Annotated in this window: 21 protein-coding genes; 5 read left to right on the forward strand and 16 right to left on the reverse strand. The window is 74.0% G+C overall.

Going from position 1 to position 23,320, the window contains the following annotated elements; all coding sequences use genetic code 11:
• Nucleotides 1–3 precede the first annotated feature (3 nt).
• From XF36_RS20425 to fdxA, 3 genes are all read right to left on the reverse strand, one after another.
• Complete coding sequence (locus XF36_RS20425; RefSeq protein ID WP_060714857.1) at nt 4–1,191, reverse strand: CynX/NimT family MFS transporter; 1,188 nt, start codon at nt 1,189–1,191, stop codon at nt 4–6.
• Nucleotides 1,192–1,424: 233 nt separating this feature from the next.
• Nucleotides 1,425–2,528, reverse strand: a complete 1,104-nt coding sequence (dapC, locus tag XF36_RS20430) for a succinyldiaminopimelate transaminase (protein ID WP_060713197.1) — start codon at nt 2,526–2,528, stop codon at nt 1,425–1,427.
• On the reverse strand, nt 2,525–2,851 hold the full coding sequence (gene fdxA, locus XF36_RS20435; protein ID WP_020626080.1) for a ferredoxin: 327 nt from the start codon (nt 2,849–2,851) through the stop codon (nt 2,525–2,527). Before fdxA ends, dapC begins: the two co-directional genes overlap by 4 nt.
• Before the next feature lie 116 nt (nt 2,852–2,967).
• On the opposite strand from fdxA, the gene XF36_RS20440 reads away from it, so the two are divergent.
• Nucleotides 2,968–3,978, forward strand: a complete 1,011-nt coding sequence (locus tag XF36_RS20440; RefSeq protein ID WP_082375540.1) for a GNAT family N-acetyltransferase — start codon at nt 2,968–2,970, stop codon at nt 3,976–3,978.
• Between the two features lie 16 nt (nt 3,979–3,994).
• Here the strand turns inward: XF36_RS20440 and XF36_RS20445 are convergent, their stop codons facing one another.
• The 10 genes from XF36_RS20445 to typA form a co-directional block, all read right to left on the reverse strand.
• Nucleotides 3,995–4,777 carry a hypothetical protein gene (locus XF36_RS20445; RefSeq protein ID WP_060713198.1) on the reverse strand — a complete coding sequence of 261 codons (783 nt, stop codon included), beginning with the start codon at nt 4,775–4,777 and terminating at the stop codon, nt 3,995–3,997.
• Nucleotides 4,777–5,163: a hypothetical protein gene (locus XF36_RS20450; RefSeq protein WP_060713199.1), complete on the reverse strand. Its 387-nt coding sequence runs from the start codon at nt 5,161–5,163 to the stop codon at nt 4,777–4,779. The genes XF36_RS20445 and XF36_RS20450 overlap by 1 nt, the downstream gene beginning before the upstream one ends.
• A complete protein-coding gene (gene mshB / locus XF36_RS20455) occupies nt 5,160–6,047 on the reverse strand; it encodes an N-acetyl-1-D-myo-inositol-2-amino-2-deoxy-alpha-D-glucopyranoside deacetylase (protein ID WP_060713200.1) in 888 nt (295 codons plus the stop codon). The genes XF36_RS20450 and mshB overlap by 4 nt, the downstream gene beginning before the upstream one ends.
• Before the next feature lie 9 nt (nt 6,048–6,056).
• The gene (gene tsaD / locus XF36_RS20460) at nt 6,057–7,172 is read right to left on the reverse strand and encodes a tRNA (adenosine(37)-N6)-threonylcarbamoyltransferase complex transferase subunit TsaD (protein WP_060713201.1); all 1,116 of its coding nucleotides are present in this window, start codon (nt 7,170–7,172) and stop codon (nt 6,057–6,059) included.
• A gap of 67 nt (nt 7,173–7,239) precedes the next feature.
• Entirely contained in the window at nt 7,240–9,318 is a 2,079-nt protein-coding gene (locus tag XF36_RS34995) for a dipeptide ABC transporter ATP-binding protein (protein ID WP_082375541.1), read from the reverse strand.
• Between the two features lie 3 nt (nt 9,319–9,321).
• Nucleotides 9,322–10,296 (reverse strand): ABC transporter permease, encoded by a 975-nt coding sequence (locus XF36_RS20470; RefSeq protein WP_060713202.1) that lies wholly within the window; start codon nt 10,294–10,296, stop codon nt 9,322–9,324.
• Nucleotides 10,297–10,317: 21 nt separating this feature from the next.
• A complete protein-coding gene (locus XF36_RS20475; protein WP_060713203.1) occupies nt 10,318–11,250 on the reverse strand; it encodes an ABC transporter permease in 933 nt (310 codons plus the stop codon).
• An 86-nt stretch (nt 11,251–11,336) separates the two neighbouring features.
• Nucleotides 11,337–13,040, reverse strand: a complete 1,704-nt coding sequence (locus XF36_RS20480) for a peptide ABC transporter substrate-binding protein (protein WP_060713204.1) — start codon at nt 13,038–13,040, stop codon at nt 11,337–11,339.
• A 317-nt stretch (nt 13,041–13,357) separates the two neighbouring features.
• Nucleotides 13,358–15,217, reverse strand: coding sequence for an ABC transporter substrate-binding protein (locus XF36_RS20485; protein ID WP_060713205.1), 1,860 nt, complete (start codon nt 15,215–15,217; stop codon nt 13,358–13,360).
• Nucleotides 15,218–15,369: 152 nt separating this feature from the next.
• Complete coding sequence (typA, locus tag XF36_RS20490) at nt 15,370–17,280, reverse strand: translational GTPase TypA (RefSeq protein ID WP_060714860.1); 1,911 nt, start codon at nt 17,278–17,280, stop codon at nt 15,370–15,372.
• 109 nt (nt 17,281–17,389) lie between these two features.
• Between typA and XF36_RS32600 the strand changes: the two genes are divergently transcribed.
• Nucleotides 17,390–17,539, forward strand: a complete 150-nt coding sequence (locus XF36_RS32600) for a hypothetical protein (RefSeq protein ID WP_020626377.1) — start codon at nt 17,390–17,392, stop codon at nt 17,537–17,539.
• 255 nt (nt 17,540–17,794) lie between these two features.
• On the opposite strand, the gene XF36_RS20495 is transcribed toward XF36_RS32600, so the two are convergent.
• Together XF36_RS20495 and XF36_RS35280 are read right to left on the reverse strand one after the other, a co-directional pair.
• A complete protein-coding gene (locus XF36_RS20495) occupies nt 17,795–18,790 on the reverse strand; it encodes a type IV toxin-antitoxin system AbiEi family antitoxin domain-containing protein (protein WP_060713206.1) in 996 nt (331 codons plus the stop codon).
• Nucleotides 18,791–18,869: 79 nt separating this feature from the next.
• Entirely contained in the window at nt 18,870–19,697 is an 828-nt protein-coding gene (locus XF36_RS35280; protein WP_349675510.1) for an NUDIX domain-containing protein, read from the reverse strand.
• A gap of 128 nt (nt 19,698–19,825) precedes the next feature.
• On the opposite strand from XF36_RS35280, the gene XF36_RS20505 reads away from it, so the two are divergent.
• The 3 genes from XF36_RS20505 (at nt 19,826) to XF36_RS20515 (ending at nt 22,219) form a co-directional block, all read left to right on the forward strand.
• Nucleotides 19,826–20,821 carry an ABC transporter ATP-binding protein gene (locus tag XF36_RS20505; RefSeq protein ID WP_060713207.1) on the forward strand — a complete coding sequence of 332 codons (996 nt, stop codon included), beginning with the start codon at nt 19,826–19,828 and terminating at the stop codon, nt 20,819–20,821.
• The gene (locus tag XF36_RS20510) at nt 20,818–21,852 is read left to right on the forward strand and encodes a hypothetical protein (protein ID WP_060713208.1); all 1,035 of its coding nucleotides are present in this window, start codon (nt 20,818–20,820) and stop codon (nt 21,850–21,852) included. Before XF36_RS20505 ends, XF36_RS20510 begins: the two co-directional genes overlap by 4 nt.
• Nucleotides 21,853–21,919: 67 nt before the next feature.
• The gene (locus XF36_RS20515) at nt 21,920–22,219 is read left to right on the forward strand and encodes a 4a-hydroxytetrahydrobiopterin dehydratase (RefSeq protein ID WP_060713209.1); all 300 of its coding nucleotides are present in this window, start codon (nt 21,920–21,922) and stop codon (nt 22,217–22,219) included.
• Between the two features lie 109 nt (nt 22,220–22,328).
• Here the strand turns inward: XF36_RS20515 and XF36_RS20520 are convergent, their stop codons facing one another.
• Nucleotides 22,329–23,126: a carbon-nitrogen hydrolase family protein gene (locus XF36_RS20520; protein WP_060713210.1), complete on the reverse strand. Its 798-nt coding sequence runs from the start codon at nt 23,124–23,126 to the stop codon at nt 22,329–22,331.
• Between the last annotated feature and the right edge of the window lie 194 nt (nt 23,127–23,320).

The raw sequence follows: 23,320 nt of genomic DNA on the forward strand, positions 1-23,320 counted from the left end.
CGCTCAGCGCGGGCGGTCCCCGATCCGGACCACCGCGGCGCCCTGCAGCACGGCACCGATCAGGAGCAGCCCGATCGCGGGCGGGAACCCGGCGGCGTCGATGACCACCCCCATCACCAGCGGCCCGATCCCGGCGGAGAAGTAGCCGATCCCGAGGCCGAACCCGCTGACGGCGGCGCTGCGGGCCGGGGTCGGCGTCCGCCAGGCGATCACCGTCAGCCCCAGCGGGAACCCCGCGCCGACCCCGATGCCGATCAGGACCGCCCACAGCCACGGCAGCGGTGAACCCGGCGCGGGGGCGAGCAGCACCCCAAGCGTCCCCGCGGCGGAGCTGAGCACGGTCAGGGCCGCCCAGAACCGCCACCGGCGTCGTCGCTCGGCCGCGGCCGGGAACAGCAGGGCCGCCGGGATCTGCGCGATGCTCCACACCGCGAGGAGGAGCCCTGCCGCCTGCGGTGACCAGCCCTGGGACTCGTAGAACGGTGACAGCCAGGTCAGCCAGCCGTAGAAGATCGTCGACGAGCCCGCCAGGTAGCAGGCGATGCGGCGGGCGAACGGGTCGTGGCGGACCCGGACCTCCTCGGCGACCGACGGGCCGTCGTCGGTCCTGCCCCGCGCGTCCGGGGTGTCCGGACGGGCACGACCGATCCGGCTCGCCACCGGTGCCCACACCGCGACGGCGAGCACCGCGGGCACCGCCCACACCGCGAGCGAGAAGGACCAACCGCCCAGCGCGACGGCCAGCGGCACCGCGACGGCGGAGGCGACCGTCGCGCCGATCATCATCGAGACGACGTAGGCGCCGGTCACCGCGCCGGCCCGCTCGGCCAGGTGCTCCTTCACGACCCCGGTGAGCAGCACCCCGGACACCCCGATGCCGAGCCCGACCAGCACCGACCCGCCGACCAGGGCGGGCAGTGCCGCCACCGACCGCAGCAGGCTGCCCACCCCGATCGTCGCCACGGCGACCCCGAGCAGCCGTTCACGGCCGACCCGGGTGGCGACGGCGGCCGCGCCGAACGAACCCGCCGACATCATCAGCACCGCACCGGCCTGGACCAGACCCGCCGCACCCGCCCCGATCCCGAGGTCGGCGCGCGCGGTCTCCAGCAGCGGCGGGTACCCGGCGAGCCCGGCCCGCAGGTTCACCGCGAGCGCGAGCACCCCGAACAGGACCAGTGCCGGTCGCACGGCCGGATGCCTCCCGGCCGGTCGCCCCGACCCCGGACCCGGGTCGCGATGCGCGGCCGGCCCGGAGGGCGTGCCGGGACCGGACGACGCGGACGGGTCGGCGCCACCGGGGTTGCCGGGACGCGGTGCCTGCATTCGACGGCTCCTTCGCCTGCCGGATCGCTGCACCGGCGTCGTGACTGATCCGCCGATCCTCTCCCGAGTCCTTGCCTATCGCAACGACAGTCGGGGGTTCAGGCGGTCCCGAGCCGATCCACGGCGGCGTCGATGCGCTCGTCCGGCGCGGTCAGCCCCACCCGGACGTGCCGGGAGCCCGCGGGCCCGTAGAACTCGCCGGGAGCGACGAGGATCCCCAGACCGGCGAGCCGGTCCACGGTGTCGCGGCACGGCTCGTCCGCGCTCGCCCACAGGTAGAGCCCGGCCTGCGAGTGCTCGATCGTGAGCCCGGCCTTCTCCAGCCCGGCCCGCAGGCGGGTGCGACGGGCGTCGTAGCGGGCGGCCTGCTCGGCGACGTGCGCGTCGTCGGAGACGGCCGCCTCCAGCGCAGCCTGCACCGGACGCGGCACGATCATGCCCGCGTGCTTGCGGACCTCCAGCAGCCCCGACACCAGCGCCGGGTCCCCGGCGACGAACCCGGCGCGGTACCCGGCCAGGTTCGACACCTTCGACAGCGAGTGGACCGCCAGCAGGCCGGTGGTGTCGCCGTCGCAGACGTCGGGGTGCAGCACCGAGCGCGGCGCCGGCTCGGCGTCGCCGGGCAGACCGAGGTAGCACTCGTCGGAGGCGACGACCGCGCCCCGCTCCCGCGCCCAGGTCACGACCTTGCGCAGGTGCTCGACCGGCAGGACCCGGCCGGTCGGGTTCGACGGCGAGTTCAGCCAGACCAGCCGGATCCGTGCCGGACCGGCGGCGGTGAGGCCGTCGGAACGGACGTGCTCGGCGCCCGCCAACCGGGCCCCGACCTCGTAGGTCGGGTACGCGAGCTCCGGGATGACGACGGTGTCGCCAGCGCCGAGTCCCAGCAGCGTCGGCAACCAGGCGACCAGCTCCTTCGAGCCGATCGTGGGTACCACCGCGGCCGGGTCGACCCCGGGCACGCCGAAGCGCCGCTGCAACGAGGCGACGACCGCCTCACGCAGCGACGCCGGGCCGTGCGTCGTCGGGTAGCCGGGCTCGGCGGCGGCCGGCCCGGCCAACGCCTCCCGCAGCACCCCGGGGACCGGGTCCACCGGGGTGCCGACCGACAGGTCGACGATGCCGTCGGGGTGCGCCGCCGCGCGCTCGCGCGCGCCGGTCAGCGAGTCCCACGGGAAGTCGGGGAGGTCGAGCCTGCTCACTCGTCGTGTTCCTGCGGGGGCAGGCTCTTGGCCGGCTCCACGTCACGGTCGACCTTGCCGAGCTTCGACGCGCCGCCGGGCGAGCCCAGTTCGTCGAAGAAGTCCACATTGGCCTTGGTGTAGGCGGCCCACTGGTCGGGGACGTCGTCCTCGTAGTAGATGGCCTCGACCGGGCAGACCGGCTCGCACGCACCGCAGTCGACGCACTCGTCGGGGTGGATGTAGAGCATCCGTCCACCCTCGTAGATGCAGTCCACCGGGCATTCCTCGATACACGCCTTGTCGAGCAGGTCGACGCAGGGTTCGGCGATCACGTAGGTCACTTCGGTGGTCCTCCACTCGGAGCAGCGGACACCCGGCGATCATGTGGTGGTGGGGTGTCCGGTCAAACTGGGACGCTCGCAGGTTAACCCGCGGCCCCCGGCGGGGCAGGAGTGAGGTGGTCGGCTTCATGCTCGACGAGCTGGCAGGACGGCGAGTGGCCCTGCGCCACCGCATCGCGCCGGAGGACGCAACGGGCCCCGGACTGACCGACGCGGTCGGTGAGCTGGAGCCCGACGGGCCCGACGCCGTCGTCGTCCACACCCGGTCGGGGCAGGTCCACGTGCGGCGCGACGCCGTCGTCGCCGTCCGGGAGGTGCCACCCGCCCCGGCCCGGCGGGCGTCGCGTGCGGCGGTGAACCGGCTGGAACGCGTGCGGGCGGCGGCCTGGCCGGCGCCGGTCGTCGAGGAGCTGGGCGGCTGGCTGCTGCGCGCGGCGGGCGGCTGGACCCGGCGGGCGAACTCCGCGCTCGCGCTCGGGGACCCGTGGATGCCGGTGGAACGCGCCCTGGAACGGGTGCGGGAGTTCGCCGGGCGGCACGGCATCGTCCCGGTGGTGCAGGCCCCGGTGGACGCGCCCTGGTCGAACCGGGTGACCGAGGCGGGCTGGATACGGGACGAGGACCCCGGGACCTGCAGCGTGCTGGTCACGCGCGCCGCGTCCGACGCCCCGGCACCGCGGTGGCCCGCGACGCCCGGACCCGACTGGTGGGCCGCGCAGGGCGAGCCGGAACCCGCGCCCGACGCGCCCGCGTGGGCGGTGCTGACCGGAGCGTCCGCCGGGGTGTTGCGTCCCGGTGAGCAGAGCAGAGCGTCGAGCACGGACCCCGCCGAGGTCGGATTCGGCACGCTCGCCGACGCCGACGGGACGCCGGTCGCGTCGGTGCGGGCCGCTGTCGTCGACGACCACGTCTACGTGTCACGCCTGTGGGTCGTCCCGGCCGCGCGGCGGGGCGGGCTCGCGTCCCGGCTCACCGGACAGGCTCTGGCCTGGGGCGCGGCGCACGGTGCGCGGCACGGGATGCTCGACGTCGCCGACGACAACACGGCCGCGCTCGCCCTCTACCGCGGCACCGGCTGGACCGACCACCACCGCTACCACTACCTGGTTCCCCCGGAACCTGCCTGACCGGAGGATCACGAGGTCAGGCGAACCCGCGGTCGAGCAGCCAGGCGCGGGCCTGCTTGGCGGCACGCTTGAGCCCCGACCACTCCCCCAGGTACTTTCCGACGACGCCGACGACCGGCAGCAGCCCGAGCCACTGGTGGTAGAAGCGGCCGTGCGGACGTTTGTCGAGCTCGTCCTCCACACCCCACAGGGCCCGTCCGAGGCGCCAGACGGCGCTGCCCACGCGCTTGAGCGTGGCCCGCTTGCCGCCGTCGCCGGCGAGGTCACCGGTGAGTTCCTCGGCGCGGGCGTCGGCCGCGGCGTCCTCGGCCGCGGTGAGCTCCCGGGCGGCGAGGTCGAGCTCACGCTGGAACAGCACCGACGCCAGCAGCTCGACGAGCCGGTCCTCCGAGCGCACGCCGTGCTCGCCCGCGATCGCGACGAGCAGCAGCCCCTCCCCGGCCGCGCCGACGGCGTCGGACACCGGCAGGGTGCGCGCCAGCGCCCCGCCGAGGCCCGGGATCGCGGCGATCAGCGTCGTGAACCGGCCAACCCGGTAGACCCACCAGTCGCTGCGGGCGGGGACGTCCATCGCCACCCAGGCCGAGGTGCCGGGGACCTTCACCGACGCCAGCGCGTCGAGGATCTTGTCGGCCAACGAGCGTTCCTCGTCGCTCGTGTCCGCCGCACGGTCCGAGCCGGGCGTCACCCGGGCGCGCAGGCCGAACGGGTCGGACTCGCGCAGCCCGTCGAGCACCGGCCGGGTCGCCCGCACGAACGGGCGCAGGACCCGCACCAGGTCGTCGTCGGAGATCGTCATCAGCTGACCCTACGGTCGCGGCCGTCCGCCAGCCGGTCGAGCGCCCTGCGGAACGACACGACACCGGTCACGGCGCCGGCGACGAGCAGCAGCAGCGACTCCCAGTTCACCGGGAGCAGGAGGTCCCCGCCAGGTCCGAAGAAGCCGAGCACGAGCACCGCCGCGAACCACACGACCAGCGGGGCGGCGGCACCGGCCGGGGTGGGGAGGATCTCGGTGGCCGTGGTGTGGATCAGCCACGGCAGCGAGACGACCACGATCAGCGTGCCCAGCGGCACCGGGACCGGCCCGATGTAGAGCATCTGGAACATCAGCTCGAAGGCCACCAGCAGCACCGAGATGACCAGCAGTACCAGCGCGAGCGGGAGCCTCGTCACGTCGCTCATCCGTCGACCCCCTCGAACAGGTCCGACTCCGTCGTGCCGGGCGGCGCACCGGCGAGCACGTACTCCTCGACCCCCAGCAGCGGCTGCACGATGCCGTTGCTCATCGCGAACGCGACCCAGCTGTCGCCGCTGCGGACGTCGATCTGGGTGGCGTGGGCCCGCATCGCGGCGACGCGTGCATCGTCGTGGGCGTCGACGTCGACCCGGGTCGTGACGGCGCCGACGTCGTGGCCAGGGTGCTCGTCGGGCTCCGGCCAGCGCAGCCCGGTGCGGTCCGGGTCCCCGCCGAGGGCGGAGTGCAGCTCGGCGAGCCCGGCGTCGAGCAGCGCGCTCGACCGGACCGCGAAGTACAGCTTGGCGACGACGTCCGGGCGCGCCCCGGCGGCGGCGACGGCCAGCTCGTGCGCGCGGACGTGGTCGGGGTGGCCGTAGCTGCCGTCGGAGGCGTAGGAGACCAGCACCTGCGGGCGGACCTCGTCGATGATCTCCAGCAGCTGCGCGAGCTGGGTGCCGAACGGCTCCGGGGCGGCGAACGCCCGCGCGTGCAGCTGCGGCGGCAGCGCTGCGCGGGTCCCGTGCCCGGCCAGCACCATGCCGGAGTCGCGCCAGCGCCCGGGGCCACCGAGCCAGCGGTGCCGGGGCCCGCCGAGGGCGGCCAGCGCCGCGTCGAGCTCGCGGATGCGGTAACCGCCGAGCTGGTCACCGCGTTCCGGGGCGAGCTCGGCCAGCTCCGGTCCGATCACCTCGCCCTCCTCACCGAGGGTGCAGGTCACCACGGTGACCTCGCAGTCGGGGTCGGCGGTGTAGCGGGCGATGGTCCCGCCGGTGGTCAGGGTCTCGTCGTCCGGGTGGGCGTGGACGAGCAGGAGGCGACGAGCAGGCACCCGGGGAGCCTACGGGTCGATGATCGGCCCCGCCGCGGCGTGGGGCACGACGGGCAGCGGGTACTCCGCCGCCTCCCCCGTCGCCGGGGGGAACATGATCGTCGCGCGGGTCAGCGGGACGGTCGGGACGGCGGTCCCGGCCAGCCCCGCGGGTGCGACGCCGTCGCGGACCAGCAGATCGCCCAGGGCCGCGATCATCGCGCCGTTGTCGGTGCACAGCCGGGGCGCGGGTACCCGCAGGGTGATCCCGGCGGCGGCACAGGCACGCTCCATCTCGGTGCGCAGCACCCGGTTCGCCGCGACCCCGCCGACCATGAGCAGGGTGTCCGCGCCGCGCTCGGCGCACGCCCGCAGCGCCTTGCGGACCAGGACGTCGACGACGGCCATCTGGAACGACGCGGCCACGTCCGGGACCGGGACGGCGCGGCCCGCGTCCTGGGCCGCCTCGACGTGCCGGGCCACGGCGGTCTTGAGCCCGGAGAAGGAGAATCCGAACGCGGCGTCGCGCGGGCCGGTCATCGGGCGCGGGAACGCGATCGCGGCCGGGTCGCCGTCGAGTGCGGCCTTCGAGACGGACGGACCGCCGGGATAGGGCAGGCCCAGCAGCCGGGCGACCTTGTCGAAGGCCTCCCCCGCCGCGTCGTCGACGGTGTCGCCGAGATGCTCGACGGGTTCGCGGGCCAGGTCGCCCAGCGCCAGCAGCGAGGTGTGCCCGCCGGAGACGATCAGGCAGACGCAGCGGTCGGGCAGCGGCCCGTGCTCCAGGACGTCGACGGCGGCGTGCCCGGCCAGATGGTGCACCCCGTAGAGCGGCACGTCCAGCGCCGTCGCGTACGCCTTGGCCGCCGCGACGCCGACGTGCAGCGCGGGCGAGAGCCCCGGCCCCGCGGTGACCGCGACGGCATCGACGTCGGACAGCGACACCCCGGCCGCCTCGACGGCTGCGCGCACCATCGGGGTAACCGCGCTCACGTGGGCGCGGGCCGCGACCTCCGGGACCACACCGCCGAAGCGGGCGTGCTCGTCCGCCGACGACGCCAGCCCCTCGCCGAGCAGCACCCCGTCCCGGACGAGACCGGCACCGGTCTCGTCGCACGACGTCTCGATCCCCAGAACCAGCGACACGCCACCCAGTTTCGCACCGGGTGGCGTGTCGTGGCAGTGGGGTCCTGCTCGGACGGGTCGTGCTCGGTCAGGTCCGCAGGAGCGCGCGCTCCTCGGCGAAGTGGCAGGCCACCCGGTGCCCCGGGCCGGACGCGATCTCCAGGACCGGCTTCTCGTCGATGCAGCGCGCCTTGTCGGCGTCGGACAGCTCCAGGTGCTTCCAGCACCGGGTGCGGAACCGGCAGCCCGACGGCGGGTCGGCCGGGTTGGGCACGTCCCCGGTCAGCACGATCCGCTCGCGGGACCGCTCGACCTCCGGGTCCGGGACGGGCACCGCCGAGATCAGCGCCTGGGTGTAGGGGTGCTGCGGCCGGTCGAACAGGTCGTCGCGGTCGGCGACCTCGACGACGTTGCCCAGGTACATCACCGCGACGCGGTCGGAGATGTGGCGCACCACCGACAGGTCGTGAGCGATGAACAGATAGGTCAGCCCGAAGTCGCGCTGCAGCTGCTCGAGCAGGTTGAGCACCTGGGCCTGGATGGACACGTCCAGGGCCGAGACGGGCTCGTCGAGCACCACGAACTTCGGGTTGAGCGCGATCGCCCGTGCGATGCCGACGCGCTGGCGCTGCCCGCCGGAGAACTCGTGCGGGTAGCGCTCGGCGTACTCGGCCGAGAGCCCTACGGTCTCGAGCAGCTCCGGGATCGTGGAGTCGGTGAGCTCGCCTCCGAGCAGCTCGTACTTCTCCGACAGGATCGACCGAACCGTCATGCGCGGGTTCAGCGACGCGTACGGGTCCTGGAAGACGATCTGCATGTCCTCCCGGGCCGAGCGCAGCTCGGACTGCCCGAGCGCGGTCACGTCGCGGCCGTTGATGTGCACGCTGCCGGCGGTGGGCTCGTGCAGCCGCAGGATCGCCCGGGCCGCGGTCGACTTGCCGCAGCCGGACTCGCCGACCAGCGACAGCGTCTGCCCCTCGGGGATCTCCAGGTCGATGCCGTCGACAGCCTGCACCACACCGACGGTGCGTTGGAACAGCACGCCGGAGCGGATCGGGAACGACTTGGTCAGCCCCGCGGTGCGCAGCATCGGCTCGCCGGTCGCCGTCTCCGCGACGTGCGCCTCGGACCCCGGCACGACCGGCTCGCGCGGCGTGGCGGCGGCCTCGCCGACCTCGTCGGGGTGCAGGCAGGCGTGCAGGTGACCGGGCCGGTCGGTGAGCTGGACCAGCTCCGGGGTCTTCTCCGCGCAGGACGACGTGGCGAACCGGCAGCGCGGGTGGAACGCGCAGCCCGACGGGACGTGCGCGAGGTTCGGCGGCTGCCCGGGGATCGGCTCCAGCTTCTCCGGCCGGGCCTGGTCCATCCGCGCCAGCGACGACAGCAGCCCGTATGTGTAGGCGTGCCGCGGCTCGGCGAAGATCTCGTCGTTGGTCCCGGTCTCGACGACCCTGCCCGCGTACATGACCATGATCCGGTCGGCGTGCGCCGCGACCAGGCCCAGGTCGTGGGTGATCAGGACGATCGCCGTCTCGCGCTGCTCCTGGAGCTTCTCGAGCAGGTTCATGATCTGGGCCTGCACGGTGACGTCGAGCGCGGTGGTCGGCTCGTCGGCCAGCAGGACCTTCGGGTCGTTCGCGAGCGCCATCGCGATCATCGCGCGCTGGCGCATCCCGCCGGAGAACTCGTGCGGGTACTGCGACGCCCGCGCGGCCGGGTTGGGGATGCCGACCTCGCCGAGCAGGTCGACGGCGCGGCGGCGGGCGGTGACCTTGCCGGCCTGCCGGTCGTGTGCCCGGATCATCTCGGCGATCTGGTCGCCCACCTTGTAGACCGGGTTCAGCGCGGTCAGCGGGTCCTGGAAGATCATCGCGATGTCCTTGCCGCGCAGCTTGCGCTGCTCGGACTCCGACATCGTCAGCAGGGAGCGGCCCTCCAGCAGCACCTCACCGCTGGGGAACGTCGCCGGCGGGGTCGGGACGAGGCCCATCAGACTCATCGCCGACACCGACTTGCCGGAGCCGGACTCGCCGACGATCGCCAGGGTCTCGCCCCGGTCGACGTGCCAGCTGACGCCGTCGACGGCCTTGACCACACCGGCGTCGGTGGAGAAGTGCACCCGCAGGTCGCGGACCTCGAGCATGTGCTCGCTTCGGTTCTCGGTCACGGGTCAGTTCCTCCCGCGCAGCTTGGGGTCGAGGGCGTCGCGCAGGCCGTCGGCCACGAACGCGAAGCCCAGCGTGGTGATCGCGATGGCGGCGGACGGGAAGATCCACAGGAAGCTCTTGCCCGGCACCGACAGGTACTGGGACGCCTGCGAGATCAACCGGCCCCACTCGGGGACGTCCGGCGGGACGCCGACACCGAGGTAGGACAGGGTCGCCATCGCGACGACGACCACGCCGATCGAGGTGAACGAGTACACGAGCACCGGCGCCACGGCGTTGGGCAGGATGTGCCGGGTCAGGATCCGCCGGGTGCCCGCCCCGATCGAGCGGGCCGCCTCGACGTACTCGGCCTCCCGCAGGGCCAGCACCTGGCCGCGCATCAGCCGGGCGGTCGTCATCCAGCCCAGTGCGACGAGTGCGATGACGACCGGCAGCGTCCCGCCGCCGACCGCACGGACGATCACCAGTGCGCCCACCAGCGGCGGGAACGCGAGGAAGATGTCGATGATCCGGGCGATCACCGCGTCCCAGGCGCCGCCCTTGAACCCGGCGAGCGCACCGAGCGTCAGGCCGAGGACGAGGGAGAAGAAGACCACGGACAGACCGACGATCATCGCCAGCCGGACGCCGTAGATGATCCCGGAGTACAGGTCGCGGCCGAGGACGTCGGTGCCGAAGAAGTGCGCCGACGACGGCGGCTGCAGCGTGTTGAGCAGGTTCTGCTCGAACGGGTCGTAGGGCGTCGAGAACGGCGAGATGATCGCCATGACGATCTCGAACGCGACGATGATCAGCCCGGCCATCGCGAGCTTGTTCCGGCGGTAGCGCCGCCAGATCTCGGCGAACTGGCCGTTGGACCGCGCGCGACGGGAACCGTCGGGCGCCGGTGTGACGGCCTCGGCGGGGTCGCCGCCCGGCAGTCCGAGCGCGGCGGCCGGATCGGTGGCCGGCGCGCCGGGGGTGGGTGGTGGGTTCATGCGAGGGATCGCCTCACTCAGTCAGCTCAGGCGGATGCGCGGGTCGAGGTAGGCGTAGAGGATGTCGACGAGCATGGAGAGCAGCACGTAGGCCACCACGCTGTAGACGACCACCGCCATGATGACCGGCGCGTTGTTGTTCGTGATCGCGCGGGCCAGCAGGAATCCGGCGCCGTTGTACTGGAACACCGTCTCGGTGACGATCGCGCCGCCGATGTAGGTGCCCAGGGTGAGCCCGACGAACGTGACGACGGGCAGCAGCGACGTCCGCATGGCGTGCCTGCCGATGACCGTCCGCTCGGACAGCCCCTTGGCGCGTGCGGTGCGGACGTAGTCGGCCTGCAGGACCTCCAGCATCGACCCCCGCATCAGCCGGGCGACGAACGCCGACTCGATGATCGCGAGGGTGAACGCGGGCAGGATCACGTCCCAGTACCAGGGCACCTCCTCGAGGAAGCTGCGCGGTACCGGCGGGAACGGCCCGACCCCGGAGACATTCGCGACCAGGAAGATCGCGACGACGAACACCGGGACACCGATGCCGATGGTGGAGACGACGGTGACGAACACGTCCCAGAACGAGTAGCGGCGCACCGCGGCGATCACCCCGGCCGTCACCCCGAACAGGACGAGGAACAGTAGCGCGACGACGGCGAGCAGGATCGTGTTCGGGACGGTCTCGGCGAGCAGCTGGGAGACCGGGCGCCGCTGGTCGAAGTCGAGGCCGAAGTCGCCGGTGACCATGTTGCCGAGGTAGTTCACGAACTGGACCGGCAGCGGCTGGTCGAGACCGAACTTGGCGCGGTTGATCGCGGCGACCTCGGGCGGGACGACCTTCTCCCCGGTGGAGGCGAAGGGGTCGCCGAGCGAGAACGTCGCGATGAAGATCAGGAACGCGGTGACGACGACGACCAGGATCCCCTGGAGCAGCCGTCGAAGGATGAATCTGCCCATGGAAGCACGGACTTTCGTGTGGTGGGAACGCCGCACGACGGCCCGCGTCCCGGGGTCACCGGGACGCGGGCCGCGTCAGCGGGACGTCACTTGAGGGTGATCGTGTCGAACGTCGGGTCCTCGGAGAAGTCCATGTTCACGTTGCCGAACTTCTCGGTGTTGACCAGGCGGGACTGCTGGCGGAACCAGAGCGGGATCAGCGCGAGGTCGTCGCCGATGGCGATCTTCTCGGCCCGCTTGTAGAGGTCGTTGCGGGCCGCCTCGTCCTGGGTCTGCGCGGCCTGCGCGAGCAGCGTGTCGAACTCCGGCTTGGAGTAGCGGCCGCGGTTGTCGCCCTGGGCCGGCTCGCTCGGCGAGGTGGCACCGATCGACTGGGTGGCCAGCAGCGGGAACAGGTAGTTGCCCGGGGTCGGGTAGTCCGCGCTCCACGCCGCGCGCCAGAGGCCGGAGGCCTCGGGCTGCTGCTCGTTGTCGAGCAGGTCACGGAACGGCACACCGGTGTAGGTGACCTTCAGCCCGAGGTTCTGCTCGAGCTGCTGCTTGACCGCCGCGGTCCACTCCTCGTGACCGGCACCGGTGTTGTACTGCAGTTTCACCTCGGTGCCGGGGGTGAGACCGGCCTGCTGCGCGAGCCGCTTCGCCTCGTCCGGGTTGTAGGTGCACGCGGTGCAGACGCCCGGGGTGTAGGCGTCCGGGAAGTTCGGCGGGATGAGCGCGTCTGCCGGCGAGGTCGAGTTCTGCAGCACGCCCTGCACGATCGCGTTGCGGTCGATCGCCATCGAGACGGCCTTGCGGGCGTCCGCGCTGTTCAGCGGCTTGGTGGTGACCGAGACCAGCAGGTAGTTGTTGCCGTTGGTCTTCTTGTTCAGCCACTTGCCCTGGGGCTCGTAGGTCGACTTGGCCTGGTTCAGGACCGGGGTGGGCATGCGCGCCCAGTCGAACTGGCCGTTCTGGAAGCCGTTGTACTCGGCGGTCACGCCGCCGCCCTCACCGGACGGGACGATGGTGATCTCGACGGCGTCGAGGTTCGCCTTGGTCCCCGCGGTGTAGGCGTCGTTGCGGACCAGCCGGATGCCGCGGTCGTGCTGCCAGGGGCCGTCCATCTTGAACGGGCCGTTGCCGACCGGCAGGTCGTTGTAGCTCTTGTTGTCCGCCGCGCCCGCGGTCGAGAGGACCGGGCTCAGCGCCGGGTGGTAGGTCCGCAGCTCGAACTCGCAGTCGGGCTTGGACAGCGTGACCTTGAGCTGGTTCGGGTTCGTCGCGTCCACGCCGGACAGCGCGTTGGCGGTCCCGGCCTGGATCTGGTCGTAACCCTGGACCTCGTCCAGGTGGTACGAGACCTCCGACGCCGAGGCCTTGGCCGCGGTGCGCTCCCAGCCCCGCTTGAACGAGGTGGAGTTCAGCGCCTCGCCGTTGGAGAACTTCTGGTCCGGCTTGAGGTCGAACACCCACTGCGTGCAGTTCTGGTTGGGTGTCCACTTGGAGGCCACGCCGTCGTAGACGTCACCGTTGGGCTTGACCCGGATCAGGCCCGTGAACAGCGCCCGGTTCACGAGGGTGCCCTCGGACTCCTGGGTGTTGTACGGGTCGATCGCGGTCGGCTCGGTGATCGCCAGCCGGAACGTGCCGCCCGGCTTGCCGGGCACCTCCGGCTGGTCAGGGGTCTCCTCGAACCCGGCGGCGGTGTTGCCGCTGCCCCCCGTGTTGCTCTGCTGGCTGCAGCCGGTGAGGACGAGCCCCACGACCGCGGTCAGGGCGATGGCCGAGGCGGCCGCCCTTCTTCCCCTCATCTGCCGTGCCTCTCGAGATGTCGTGGGTGCACGCCGTTGTCGCACCCGTCCGGGACGCGACGGACCACCGGATGTGTGCCGGGCCCGTCGGGAGGCACGCTAGGAATCGCGGCCCTCCAGCAGCGATTCCGACGCCGATCGTGGCGGAACGGTGACCATTGAACGACGTAACGGGCTCGCAGCCGACCCGGACAGTAACAACGGGACCGTTGCGTCGCACAGCCCTCGATGCATGCCGAAACACAGTTGGTACTTACGTACCACTCGCCGTCACCGTGCAGCAGCGGAGTGCGTCCGAACGGACGCGTCCGTCGGTGTCAGTTCGGATCGTCGTCGCCGGTCGGGCGCTCGCCCGAGCCCTCCGGCTCGGCCCAGGTCCGGGCGCCCGACATCGGGCCGGTCGCGATCGGCCCGGGGGTGACCCGGGTGGCCGCGTCGGTCTGCTGGTTGCTGATGACCAGACCCTGCGCCTGGTACAGCGGCAGCGCGGGCAGCTGGCGCCACAGCACCCGCTCGGCCTCGGCGACAACGGCCGGGTCCGGACTGTCGGCGACCAGCAGCTCGTCGAGCAGCGGCTGCAGCGCGGGGAAGCAGGCCACCCCCGGCAGCTCGCCGGGCACCGCGTCCGCGGGGCAGCCGTAGTCGGAGTCCAGTCGCGGCCCGATCGCCCCGTAGGCGGCACGGGGGGCGACGAGCACGTCGACGGCAACCGGGGTCCCGGAGTCGGGGGAACCGGACGTCGTCGGGGAGGCGGTCGTCGTGGTCGGGGCCGCCGGGGGCGTGGTGACCGGTGCGGCGCTGCCGCCGGGGACCGGGCCCGCGCCCGGGGCGGGAGTGGTGGTCGGGGTCGGTGTCGTCGGGGCGACGCTCGGGTCGGTCAGCAGGTCCGGTGCCGACGGGGCGACGATCGTGGCGCCGATGCCACCGGCCTTGAGCTGCTCGGCCACGACGCGGGCGACGTCCACGTCCTCTGTCCGCTCGGCCCCGGCGCCGATGACCACGCCGAGCGGGCGCCCGCCGAGGGTCCACCGGCCGTCCTGACCACGGACGTAGCCCGCCTCGGTGAACGCGGCCGCGGCCGCGGCCGCATCGGGCCGGCCGGGGGCACCGGCGGGGGCGGTCGGCGCGTAGCCGGGGTCCGACGGCGCGGCGCCGAAGGCGTTCACGGCCACGGCGTCGGGGTTGACGCGCTCGCGGATCGCGTCGCGGTCCAGCAGCGCCGCGATGCCCTCGCGGACCCGGGGGTCGGCCAGCGGGCCGTCGGTGGTGCGGAACTCCAGCTGTTCGACGGCCGGGCGCGGCCCGCGCTGCACCGTCGGCGGCTTGGGCCCCCGGGTCAGGACGTCGAGGGCCTGGGTGATCTCCGGCCGGGCGTCGGGCAGGGCGAGGTCGACGCCCTGGCTCTCCAGCGCCGTCGGCAGGGAGTTCGCCGGGATGCGGCGCAGGATGATCTCGTCGACGACCGCGGCGGTCGCCCAGTACGGATCGCTGCGGGCGAGCAGGACCTCGCCGCGGAGACGGTCGACCTGCATCAGCCGGAACGGGCCCCCCGAGGCGGGCACGCCGCCCGCGAACGGGGCCGTCCAGCCGCCCGGCGCGTCCTTGAGCAGGTGCGCGGGGAGCAGGTTGGTGAACAGCTCCCGCCAGTGCGGGTAGGGCTCGCGGAACACGACGTCGACGGCCTTGCCCGCGGCACGCGAGCGCACGTCGGTGATCTCGCGGTAGCCCGCGGCGCCGATCGTGTTGGGCCGGCTGCGCATCTGCTGCCAGAGGTAGACGAAGTCCTCGGCGGCGATCGGGGCGCCGGTGGACCATCCGGCGTCGCGGTTGAGCTCGTAGCTGACGGTGAACGGGCTCTGCGAGGTGACCGTCGCGGACGTGGCGACGGTCGTGTCGAGCTGCGGGACGCCGCGGTCGTCGGGCCGGAACACCGACGGCAGCGTCATCGACGCGATCGCCGTGGTGACCGCCGACTGGTCCGACCGCAGGTGCGGGTTGAACCCGGGTCCGAGATCGTCGACGCCGACCACCAGCCGGGTGGGGGCGGTGACCGGCTCGGTCGGGCGGTTCGTCTCCGGCGGGGGTGCCGGCTGCGGGTCCGCCGCGCAGCCCGTCAGCGCCAGCAGGGCGACCAGCAGGAGCGCCGGGAGCGCCGGGAAGCGTCGACGTGCTCTCACGTCCGCAGTATCCCCACCGGGGCGGGCACGCCCGCCGGACGGGGTCCGGCGGGCGTCTCCGCTCTGCTCACCGATACGCGGCGGGACTGTGCGTCGGTGAGGCTTTGCTCTGCTCACCGATACGCGACACCGCAGCGCACGGGCCGTACGGCTCACTTCGTGGCGTTGGCCGCGGCCTTCGCGCGGGACCGGGCACGGGCCCGCAGGTTCGGGTCCAGCTCGATCTTGCGGATCCGGACGTTCTCCGGGGTGATCTCGACGCACTCGTCGGTCGCGCAGAACTCCAGCGACTGCTCGAGGCTCAGGATCGTCGGCGGGATGAGCTTGACCAGCACGTCGGAGGTCGACGAGCGGATGTTGGTCAGCTTCTTCTCACGGGTGATGTTGACCTCGAGGTCCTCGTTGCGGGTGTACTCCCCGACGACCATCCCGCCGTAGACCAGCGTGGTCGGCCCGACGAACAGCGTGCCGCGGTCGGCGAGCTGGTCGATCGCGTAGGGGGTGACGGGCCCGGAACGGTCCGAGATCAGCGAGCCCTTGTTCCGGGTGCGGATCTCGCCGACCCAGGGGCCGTAGCCGTCGAAGACGTGGCTGGCGATGCCAGCGCCGCGGGTGATCGTCAGGAACTCGGTGCGGAAGCCGATCAGGCCGCGGGACGGGACGCGGAACTCCATCCGGACCCGGCCGTCGCCGTGCACCATGTCGCCCATCTCGCCCTTGCGGGCGGCGAGCAGCTGGGTGACGGCGCCGAGGCTGTCGTCGGGCACGTCGACCGACAGCTGCTCGAACGGCTCGTGCAGCTTGCCGTCGATGGTCTTGGTGACCACCTGCGGGCGTCCGACGGTCAACTCGAAGCCCTCGCGACGCATGGTCTCGACCAGGATCGCCAGCGCAAGTTCGCCACGGCCCTGGACCTCCCAGGCGTCGGGGCGCTCGGTCGGCAGAACGCGGATGGACACGTTGCCGACCAGCTCGGCGTCGAGCCGACCCTTGACCAGGCGGGCGGTCAGCTTCTTGCCCGGGTGCGGGTCGCGGCCGGCCAGCGGCGAGGTGTTGGTGCCGATCGTCATCGAGATGGCGGGCTCGTCGACGTGGATGCGCGGCAGCGCGACCGGGTTCTCCGGGTCGGCGAGTGTGTCACCGATGGTGACGTCGGCGATGCCCGCGACGGCGACCAGGTCACCGGCGCGTGCCTCGTCGGCGGGGACGCGGGTCAGTGCCTCGGTGCGCAGCAGCTCGGTGATCTTGACGCGGGGGGTGGTGCCGTCCTCGCGGCACCACGCGACCTGCTGGCCGCGGCGCAGCACACCGGCGCGGACGCGGCAGAGCGCGATACGGCCGAGGAAGCTGGAGGCGTCGAGGTTGGTGACGTGGGCCTGCAGCGGGGCGTCGACGTCGTCGGCGGGCGGCGGGACGACGTCGAGCAGGGTCTCGATGAGCGGCTCGAGGTCGTCGGAGTCCGGGAGCTCGCCGTCGGCGGGCCGGATCCGGGAGGCCTTGCCCGCGCGGCCGGAGGCGTAGACGACCGGGAGGTCGAGCAGGTGCGAGGTGACCGACTCGTCGAGCTCGAGCTCGTCGGCCAGCTCCAGCAGCAGCTCGAGGGACTCGTCGACGACCTCGGCGATCCGGGCGTCGCCGCGGTCGGTCTTGTTGACCACGAGCATGACGGGCAGGCCGGCGGTCAGGGTCTTGCGGAGCACGAACCGGGTCTGCGGCAGCGGCCCCTCGGAGGCGTCGACGAGCAGCACCACGCCGTCGACCATGGACAGGCCGCGCTCGACCTCACCGCCGAAGTCGGCGTGGCCGGGGGTGTCGACGACGTTGATCGTCGTGCCGTGCCAGTTCACCGCCGTGTGCTTGGCGAGAATGGTGATGCCCTTCTCGCGCTCAAGGTCGTTGGAGTCCATGACCCGGTCGACGAGCTCGGCGCGCTCGGCGAAGGCGCCGGACTGGCGGAGCATCGCGTCCACGAGCGTGGTCTTGCCGTGGTCGACGTGCGCGACGATCGCGACGTTGCGCAGCTCGGGTCGGCCGGCCCGATCGGGGACGGCGTCGCTCTCGATCGAGGAACGGGCATCGAGGGCCGAGGCGGAACGAGGGATGGTCACACCTCAACGGTATCCGCTGCAAGTCCTTCACCACGCCCCGGGCGCAGGTTAGCCTGACCTCATCATGGGCAAGGTCAAGAAGAAGTGCTGCCGGTCCAAGCCGAAGCGGTGCAAGAGCTGTCCGGTCGTCGCGCTGCGGTTGCGCAAGGCGGGTGCCGACGATCTGAGCGGCAAGGCACTCACGCGCGCGATCAAGATCGCGCGTATCTACTGAACGGACGTATGACCCGCTGACCTGCGACGACGTCGCGGTCCGGGTTGCGTGCGCACCGCCGGTCAGGTAATGCGTCGGAAGGTCGGTCGACGTGGTCCGGCAGGTCCGGGCCTTCGTGCGCCCGGGCCCCGGGCCGGCCTTCGTGACCACCCCGTGGGCCGTGACGACGTGTCCGGCACCCGGACCCGACATGGCCGGAATCACAGTCGTCCGGGCGGCCCGACGACCCTGTGTGTGATGGGGTTCGCCGGTCGTTCACCCCGCGGCCCGCCCCGCGGCACCGCCGGGGCCGGCCGGGTGCCCGGTGACGGCCTCGTGGAGGCGCGCCAGGAGCTCCTCGGGGCACCGGAGCTCAGCCGGTTCGACGACGAGTGTCCGCCACCCGTGCCGGCGCAGCACGGCCCGGCGCCACGCGGATCCGCAGCCGTCGGCGCCCGTTCCGGCGTCGACCGGGTCGTGCACCTCGACGGCCAGCCGGGCCGCGGGGAACGCGAGGTCGAGCAGTACCCCGGCCACGGTGACGTCGGTGCGCCAGGCCTGCACCCCCCGGGCGGCGAGCAACGCCCGCAGCCCGTGCCGGGCACGGACGGCGATCCGGCGCGACGCCCCGGCCAGCATCCGGCCGACCACGCCCGAGCCGTGCGCCCCGAGGTTGCGCGAGTGCGCCTCGACCAGCTCGGCCACACCGACCGAGCCCGTGCCGAGGACGTGGTCGAGCAGCGCGTCCCCGGGCACCGCCGGGTCGGCCGCACCGTCCAGCACCGCGGCCGCCGGCCGGGCGACGACGACCCCGTCGTGGGTGGTGACGTCGAGCGGGTCCAGGTCGCGGCGCCGGACGAGGACCCCCGCACGCGAGCGCGGCGCCCGCCGGCGCGGCACGGTGACCGTGACGACCGCCGGAGCACCGGGCAGCAGCCCCCACCACCAGGCCGCGGCTGCCCCGGTCAGCACGGCGTCCTCCCCCGCCCAGAGCACGGCGGCTCGGACCCGGGACCGCTCGCTCGGCCGGTGGGCGGCGTGCCGGTAGACACGGGGGTGCACGGGGATCCAGCGCCGGGCGGCCAGCCTGCGGTCGACCTGGTCGGTGGACAGGCCGTGGGCGAGCGCCTGGGCCCGGGTGACCAGGCCGTCCTGCGCGGCGAACAGTCGGGCGAGCGGGTCGGCGCCACGCGCGGTCCGGGAGCGGCGGACCGCCCCGTGCGCAGCGGTCGGGAGGGCGGACGGGAGGGGCGCGGCGGCGTTCCGGTTCATGTGGCTTGGACGACGCCCGACCCGGATCGGTTCCACCGGATCCGGCGGTGATCGTCGTTCCGGCACCGGGGACCGCGCATCAGGTCCGCAGCAGCTCCACCAGCTCGGCGACGACGGCCCGGTCGGCGTCGAGCCAGCCCAGGGTCGCCACCTCGCGGCGCCCCACCCAGCGCAGCGCCCGGTGCTCGCGGGCCTCCGGCTCCGGGGAGCCGGGCTCCAGCCGGGCGGTGTGGATCTGCAGCACACGTCGCCCGAGCGGCAGGTCGGTGCCCAGCCGCTCCCCGACCACCACCCGCGCACCCAGCTCCTCGGCGCACTCCCTGACCAGGGCCCGGGGCCCACTCTCGCCGTCCTCGACGCCGCCGCCGGGCAGCTCCCAGCGGCCGGCCAGTTCGGCCGGGTAGGAACGCTGGGCGACGAGCAGCCTGCCGTCCCGGACGATCGCCGCCCCGACGACCACCCCGGCCCGGCCCAGCTCCGCGACCCGCTCGGCGAGCACCTCGCGGCGGGCCCGGAGCAGGCGCGCACCGAACCGGCGCAGCACCGGGTCGGAGATCCGGCCGAGCACACCGAGGGGCGGCTGCCAGGTGAGCTCGTCGCGGACATGGCTGCCACCCCCGGCGGCGGCCACGACCAGGGTCGAGTGCCGCAGCACCGCCGCGGGACCCCCCGCCAGCTCCGACCACACCCCACCGGCGCCGGCGCGGGTGATCCGTGTCCGGCAGGCGAGGAACCCGCCGGGCAGCGCGACCCGGACCTCGTCCCCGGCCACGAGCAGCGCCGACGGCGCGGTGAACCGGGCTCCCACCCGCGCGACCGCGCGGGCCGACGGGGCCGATTCGCGCAGCACCCCCGCGACGAGTCGGGGCGGTCCGTCCGCGTGATGGTCCAGGCTCAGCACCGGCACGCCGTCGATCCTCGCAGCCGGTCCCGCAGCCGCCCGGGGCGGCCGATCGCCGGCCCCGCACCCGGCCGGAGTGGCCGAACTCGGCGAAAACGGCCCGCTCGCGCCGCCGCACGGTCACGCTGGGTGCCGTGTACCCGACGTCCGCTCCCCTCGACCCTCCCGAGCCGCCCTCGGCGCCGCGCCCACCGGCGGTGCGCGCGATCGGCCTGTCCCGCGGTTTCGGCGCGGTGCGCGCGGTCGACGGGGTGGACCTGGATGTGCCGATGGGCGCGGTCCTCGGGCTGCTCGGCCCCAACGGGGCGGGCAAGACGACGCTGATGCGGATGCTGCTCGGGCTCCTCGCCCCCAGCGACGGCGAGGTCGAGCTGCTCGGACGGCGGCTGCCGCACCGCGCGTCGGAGGTGTTGCCGCACGTCGGCGCCCTGGTCGACGCGCCCGCGCTGCACCCGCACCGCACCGGTCGGCAGAACCTGCTGCGGGCCGCGGCCGCCGAGCCGCTGCTGGACTCGGCGCGGATCCCGGCCGCCGTCGACGCCGTGCTGCGCCGGGTCGGGCTCGCCGAGGCGGCCGACCGCCGCGCCGGCGAGTACTCCTCCGGGATGCGCCGCCGCCTCGGGCTGGCGGTGCCGCTGCTGACCCGGCGGCGCCTCGTCGTCCTCGACGAGCCGACCGACGGGCTCGACCCGGCGGGCACCCGGGAGGTGCGCCGGCTGATCGCGGAGATGAACGCCGCGGGCGCGACGGTGATCGTCAGCTCGCACCTGCTCGGGGAGATCGAGGCGACCTGCAGCCACGTCGCGGTGCTCCGGGCCGGGCGGCTGCTGTGCGCGGGCCCGCTCGACGAGCTGGTCGACTCGGGCCCGTCGGCGCTGGTGGTGACGACGCCGGACGGCGAGCGCGCCGTCGCGGCCCTGCTGGCCCGGGGCATCGACGCCGAGCAGGGAACCCGGGACCGGGTGTTCGTGCCGGCCGGGCCCGCCACGCCGGACGTCGTCGCGACGCTGGTGCACGCGGGTGTCGCCGTGCACGGGGTGACGCGGCCCGCGGCCCGGCTGGAGGAGTTCTTCGCCCGGCTCACCGAGGAACCGGCCCCGACGGGTGCCGGGTTCGGGGCGGGGCGGTGAGCGCGATCGTGCGTCCCGAGCACACCTGGGGCGCCCCGGACGCCCGCCCCGGCGACGACTGGGCCGCCGCACCCCACGGCTCCCCCGGCGCCGTCCCGGGCGACCCGGCGGTCGCTCCCGCGCCGCGCGACCGGGTCGGCGGCTCCCCGGCGACGACCGGGGCCCGGGCGGTCGTCCCCCACGGGGCGGCCTACTCGCAGGCACCGGCACGGCCGCGGTCCGCCGGCTCCCCCCGCCCACGCTCCGGGCCGAGGACCGGTCGCCCGGCGAGCCGCCCCACCGCGGCCCCCTTCGGCCGGCTGCTCCGCTCGGAGCTGGAACTCGCACTGCTCCGTCCGCGCACCGCGGTCGTCCTCGCGTCGGCGGCGCTCGTCCCACTGCTGGCGACGATCGCGCTGGCCACCGACAACGGCCGGCTGTCCTTCGCGCTCGGGACCCTGACGGTCGCGCTGTCCGAGCCTGCGGCGTTCGCGCTCGGGATGCCCGTCGTGTTCGTGGCGGCCGACGCGTTCGCCGCGGAGCGGGCCCGCGGCACCCTCGACGCTTTGCGGCTCTCCCCCGTCGGCCCGGGACGGCTGCTCGGGCTCAAGGCCGCCGCGGTCGCGGTGACCTCGCTGCTCGCCGCGACGACGACGGTCGTCTCCGCCCTGGTCGGCGGCGGGCTCGCCCTGGGCGCGGGCCCGTTCGGGGTGGGGGACACCCTGCTCCGCGCGGTGGTGCTCACCGGCTGGGCCGCCGCGCAGCTGTGCGGGCTCGGGATGCTCCTGCTGGCGATGTCGGCGCTGGTCCGGCGGCCCGCCGGGGTCGTCGCGACCGGTCTGGCCGCGCTGACCGTCGCTCCGCTGGCGACGGTGCTGTGGGAGCCGGTCGCGCCGGTCCTGCCGTCCGGACTCTGGCACGAGGTCCTGGCCGGGATCCTCGCGGTGCCCGCCGACCCGTCGGCGCTGTGGGCGACCACGGTGCGGGCGGCCGGCTTCGCCGTCGCCGGGGCGGGGGTCGTGGTGTTCGCCCTGACCCGCCGCGACGGCTGAGCGCTCCGGGACGATCCGGAAACCCCTCCATCGCGACGGAGTGCACCGTCTGCGCCACGATGGGCCGATGCCCACCCCGACGCTGACCGACGCCGAGATCGCCGACGCCCTGCAGAAGCTGCCCGGTTGGGACCGCGACGGCGACTCGATCGTCCGCACCGCCACCCTGCCCGACTTCGAGTCCGCGATCGCGGTGGTGGACCGGGTCGCCGAGGACGCCGAGGCCGCCGACCACCACCCCGACATCGACATCCGCTACGCCACGCTGACCTTCCGGCTGTCGACGCACTCCGAGGGCGGACTGACCGCGAAGGACGTCGACCTCGCCGCACAGATCTCCGACCGTCTCAGCACCGCCGGCGGCTGAACCCACGGCCGGGCCGGGCCACGTACCGCTCCCCCACCGCGACGCCCCCCGGCGCAGCACCCCGACGCGGCGCCCGACCGCCGAGCCACCGGACGCGGACGGGCGCGGCTCAGAACCGCCGGTTGGCCAACACCCGGATCTGCTCGCGGACGGTCGCGGCCTCCGCCGGGTCCACGTCGACCACGAGCAGCCCGGGCTCGGCACCGAGCGCGTCGACGACCTCGCCGCGCGGGCCGGCGACCAGGCTGTACCCGATCCCGGTCGGGGCCTTGCCGTGCTCGCGGCCGACCGTGGTCGGGTCGGCCTGGTCGCACGCCACGACGAACGAGCCGGTGTCCACCGCACGGGCCCGCACGAGCAGCTCCCACTGCTCACGCTTGCCCGGGCCCGTGCCCCAGGAGGCGGGGACCAGCAGCACGGTGGCGCCGTCGTCGGCGAGGCGCTGGTACAGCCCGGGGAAGCGCACGTCGTAGCAGGTGGACAGGCCGACCGTGACCGGATCGTCCCCGCCCACCCCGACCACGACCACATCGTTCCCGGGCTCGACGGTGTCGGACTCGGCGAACCCGAACGCGTCGAACATGTGGATCTTGTCGTAGTGGGTGTCGACGCCGCCGCCGGTCGCGAGCAGCGTGTTGCGTACCCGGCCGTCCCCGGACGGCGTGAACATCCCCGCGACGACGGTGGTCCCGGCCGTACGGGCGACCTCGCGGACCCGGGTGGCCCAGGGCCCGTCCAGCGGCTGCGCCACCGGGCCGAGCGGGACCCCGAAGCAGCACATCGTGGCCTCGGGGAACAGCACGAGCTGCGCGCCGGCGTCGGCGGCGGCACGGGTGCGGCGTTCCACCTCGGCGAGGTTCTCCTCCGGATCCGGGGTGGACACGATCTGGGCGAGGGCGATCCGCATGTGCCGGTGGTACCACGCCTGCCGCAGACGTGGGGTACGGTCGTGGCGTGCTGAACGCGTACTACTGGTTTCGCCGGCCGGCCCGGGATGGGCTGGCAGGTGCCGTAGCGCGCTGACCTCCATCCCCTCGAGCCGGCATGTCGGACCGGCTCGGTCGAGGTGATCCGGGGCGGTCCGCCGGGTAAGGACCATCA

The sequence above is a fragment of the Pseudonocardia sp. HH130629-09 genome (assembly GCF_001294645.1).
Lineage (GTDB): Bacteria > Actinomycetota > Actinomycetes > Mycobacteriales > Pseudonocardiaceae > Pseudonocardia.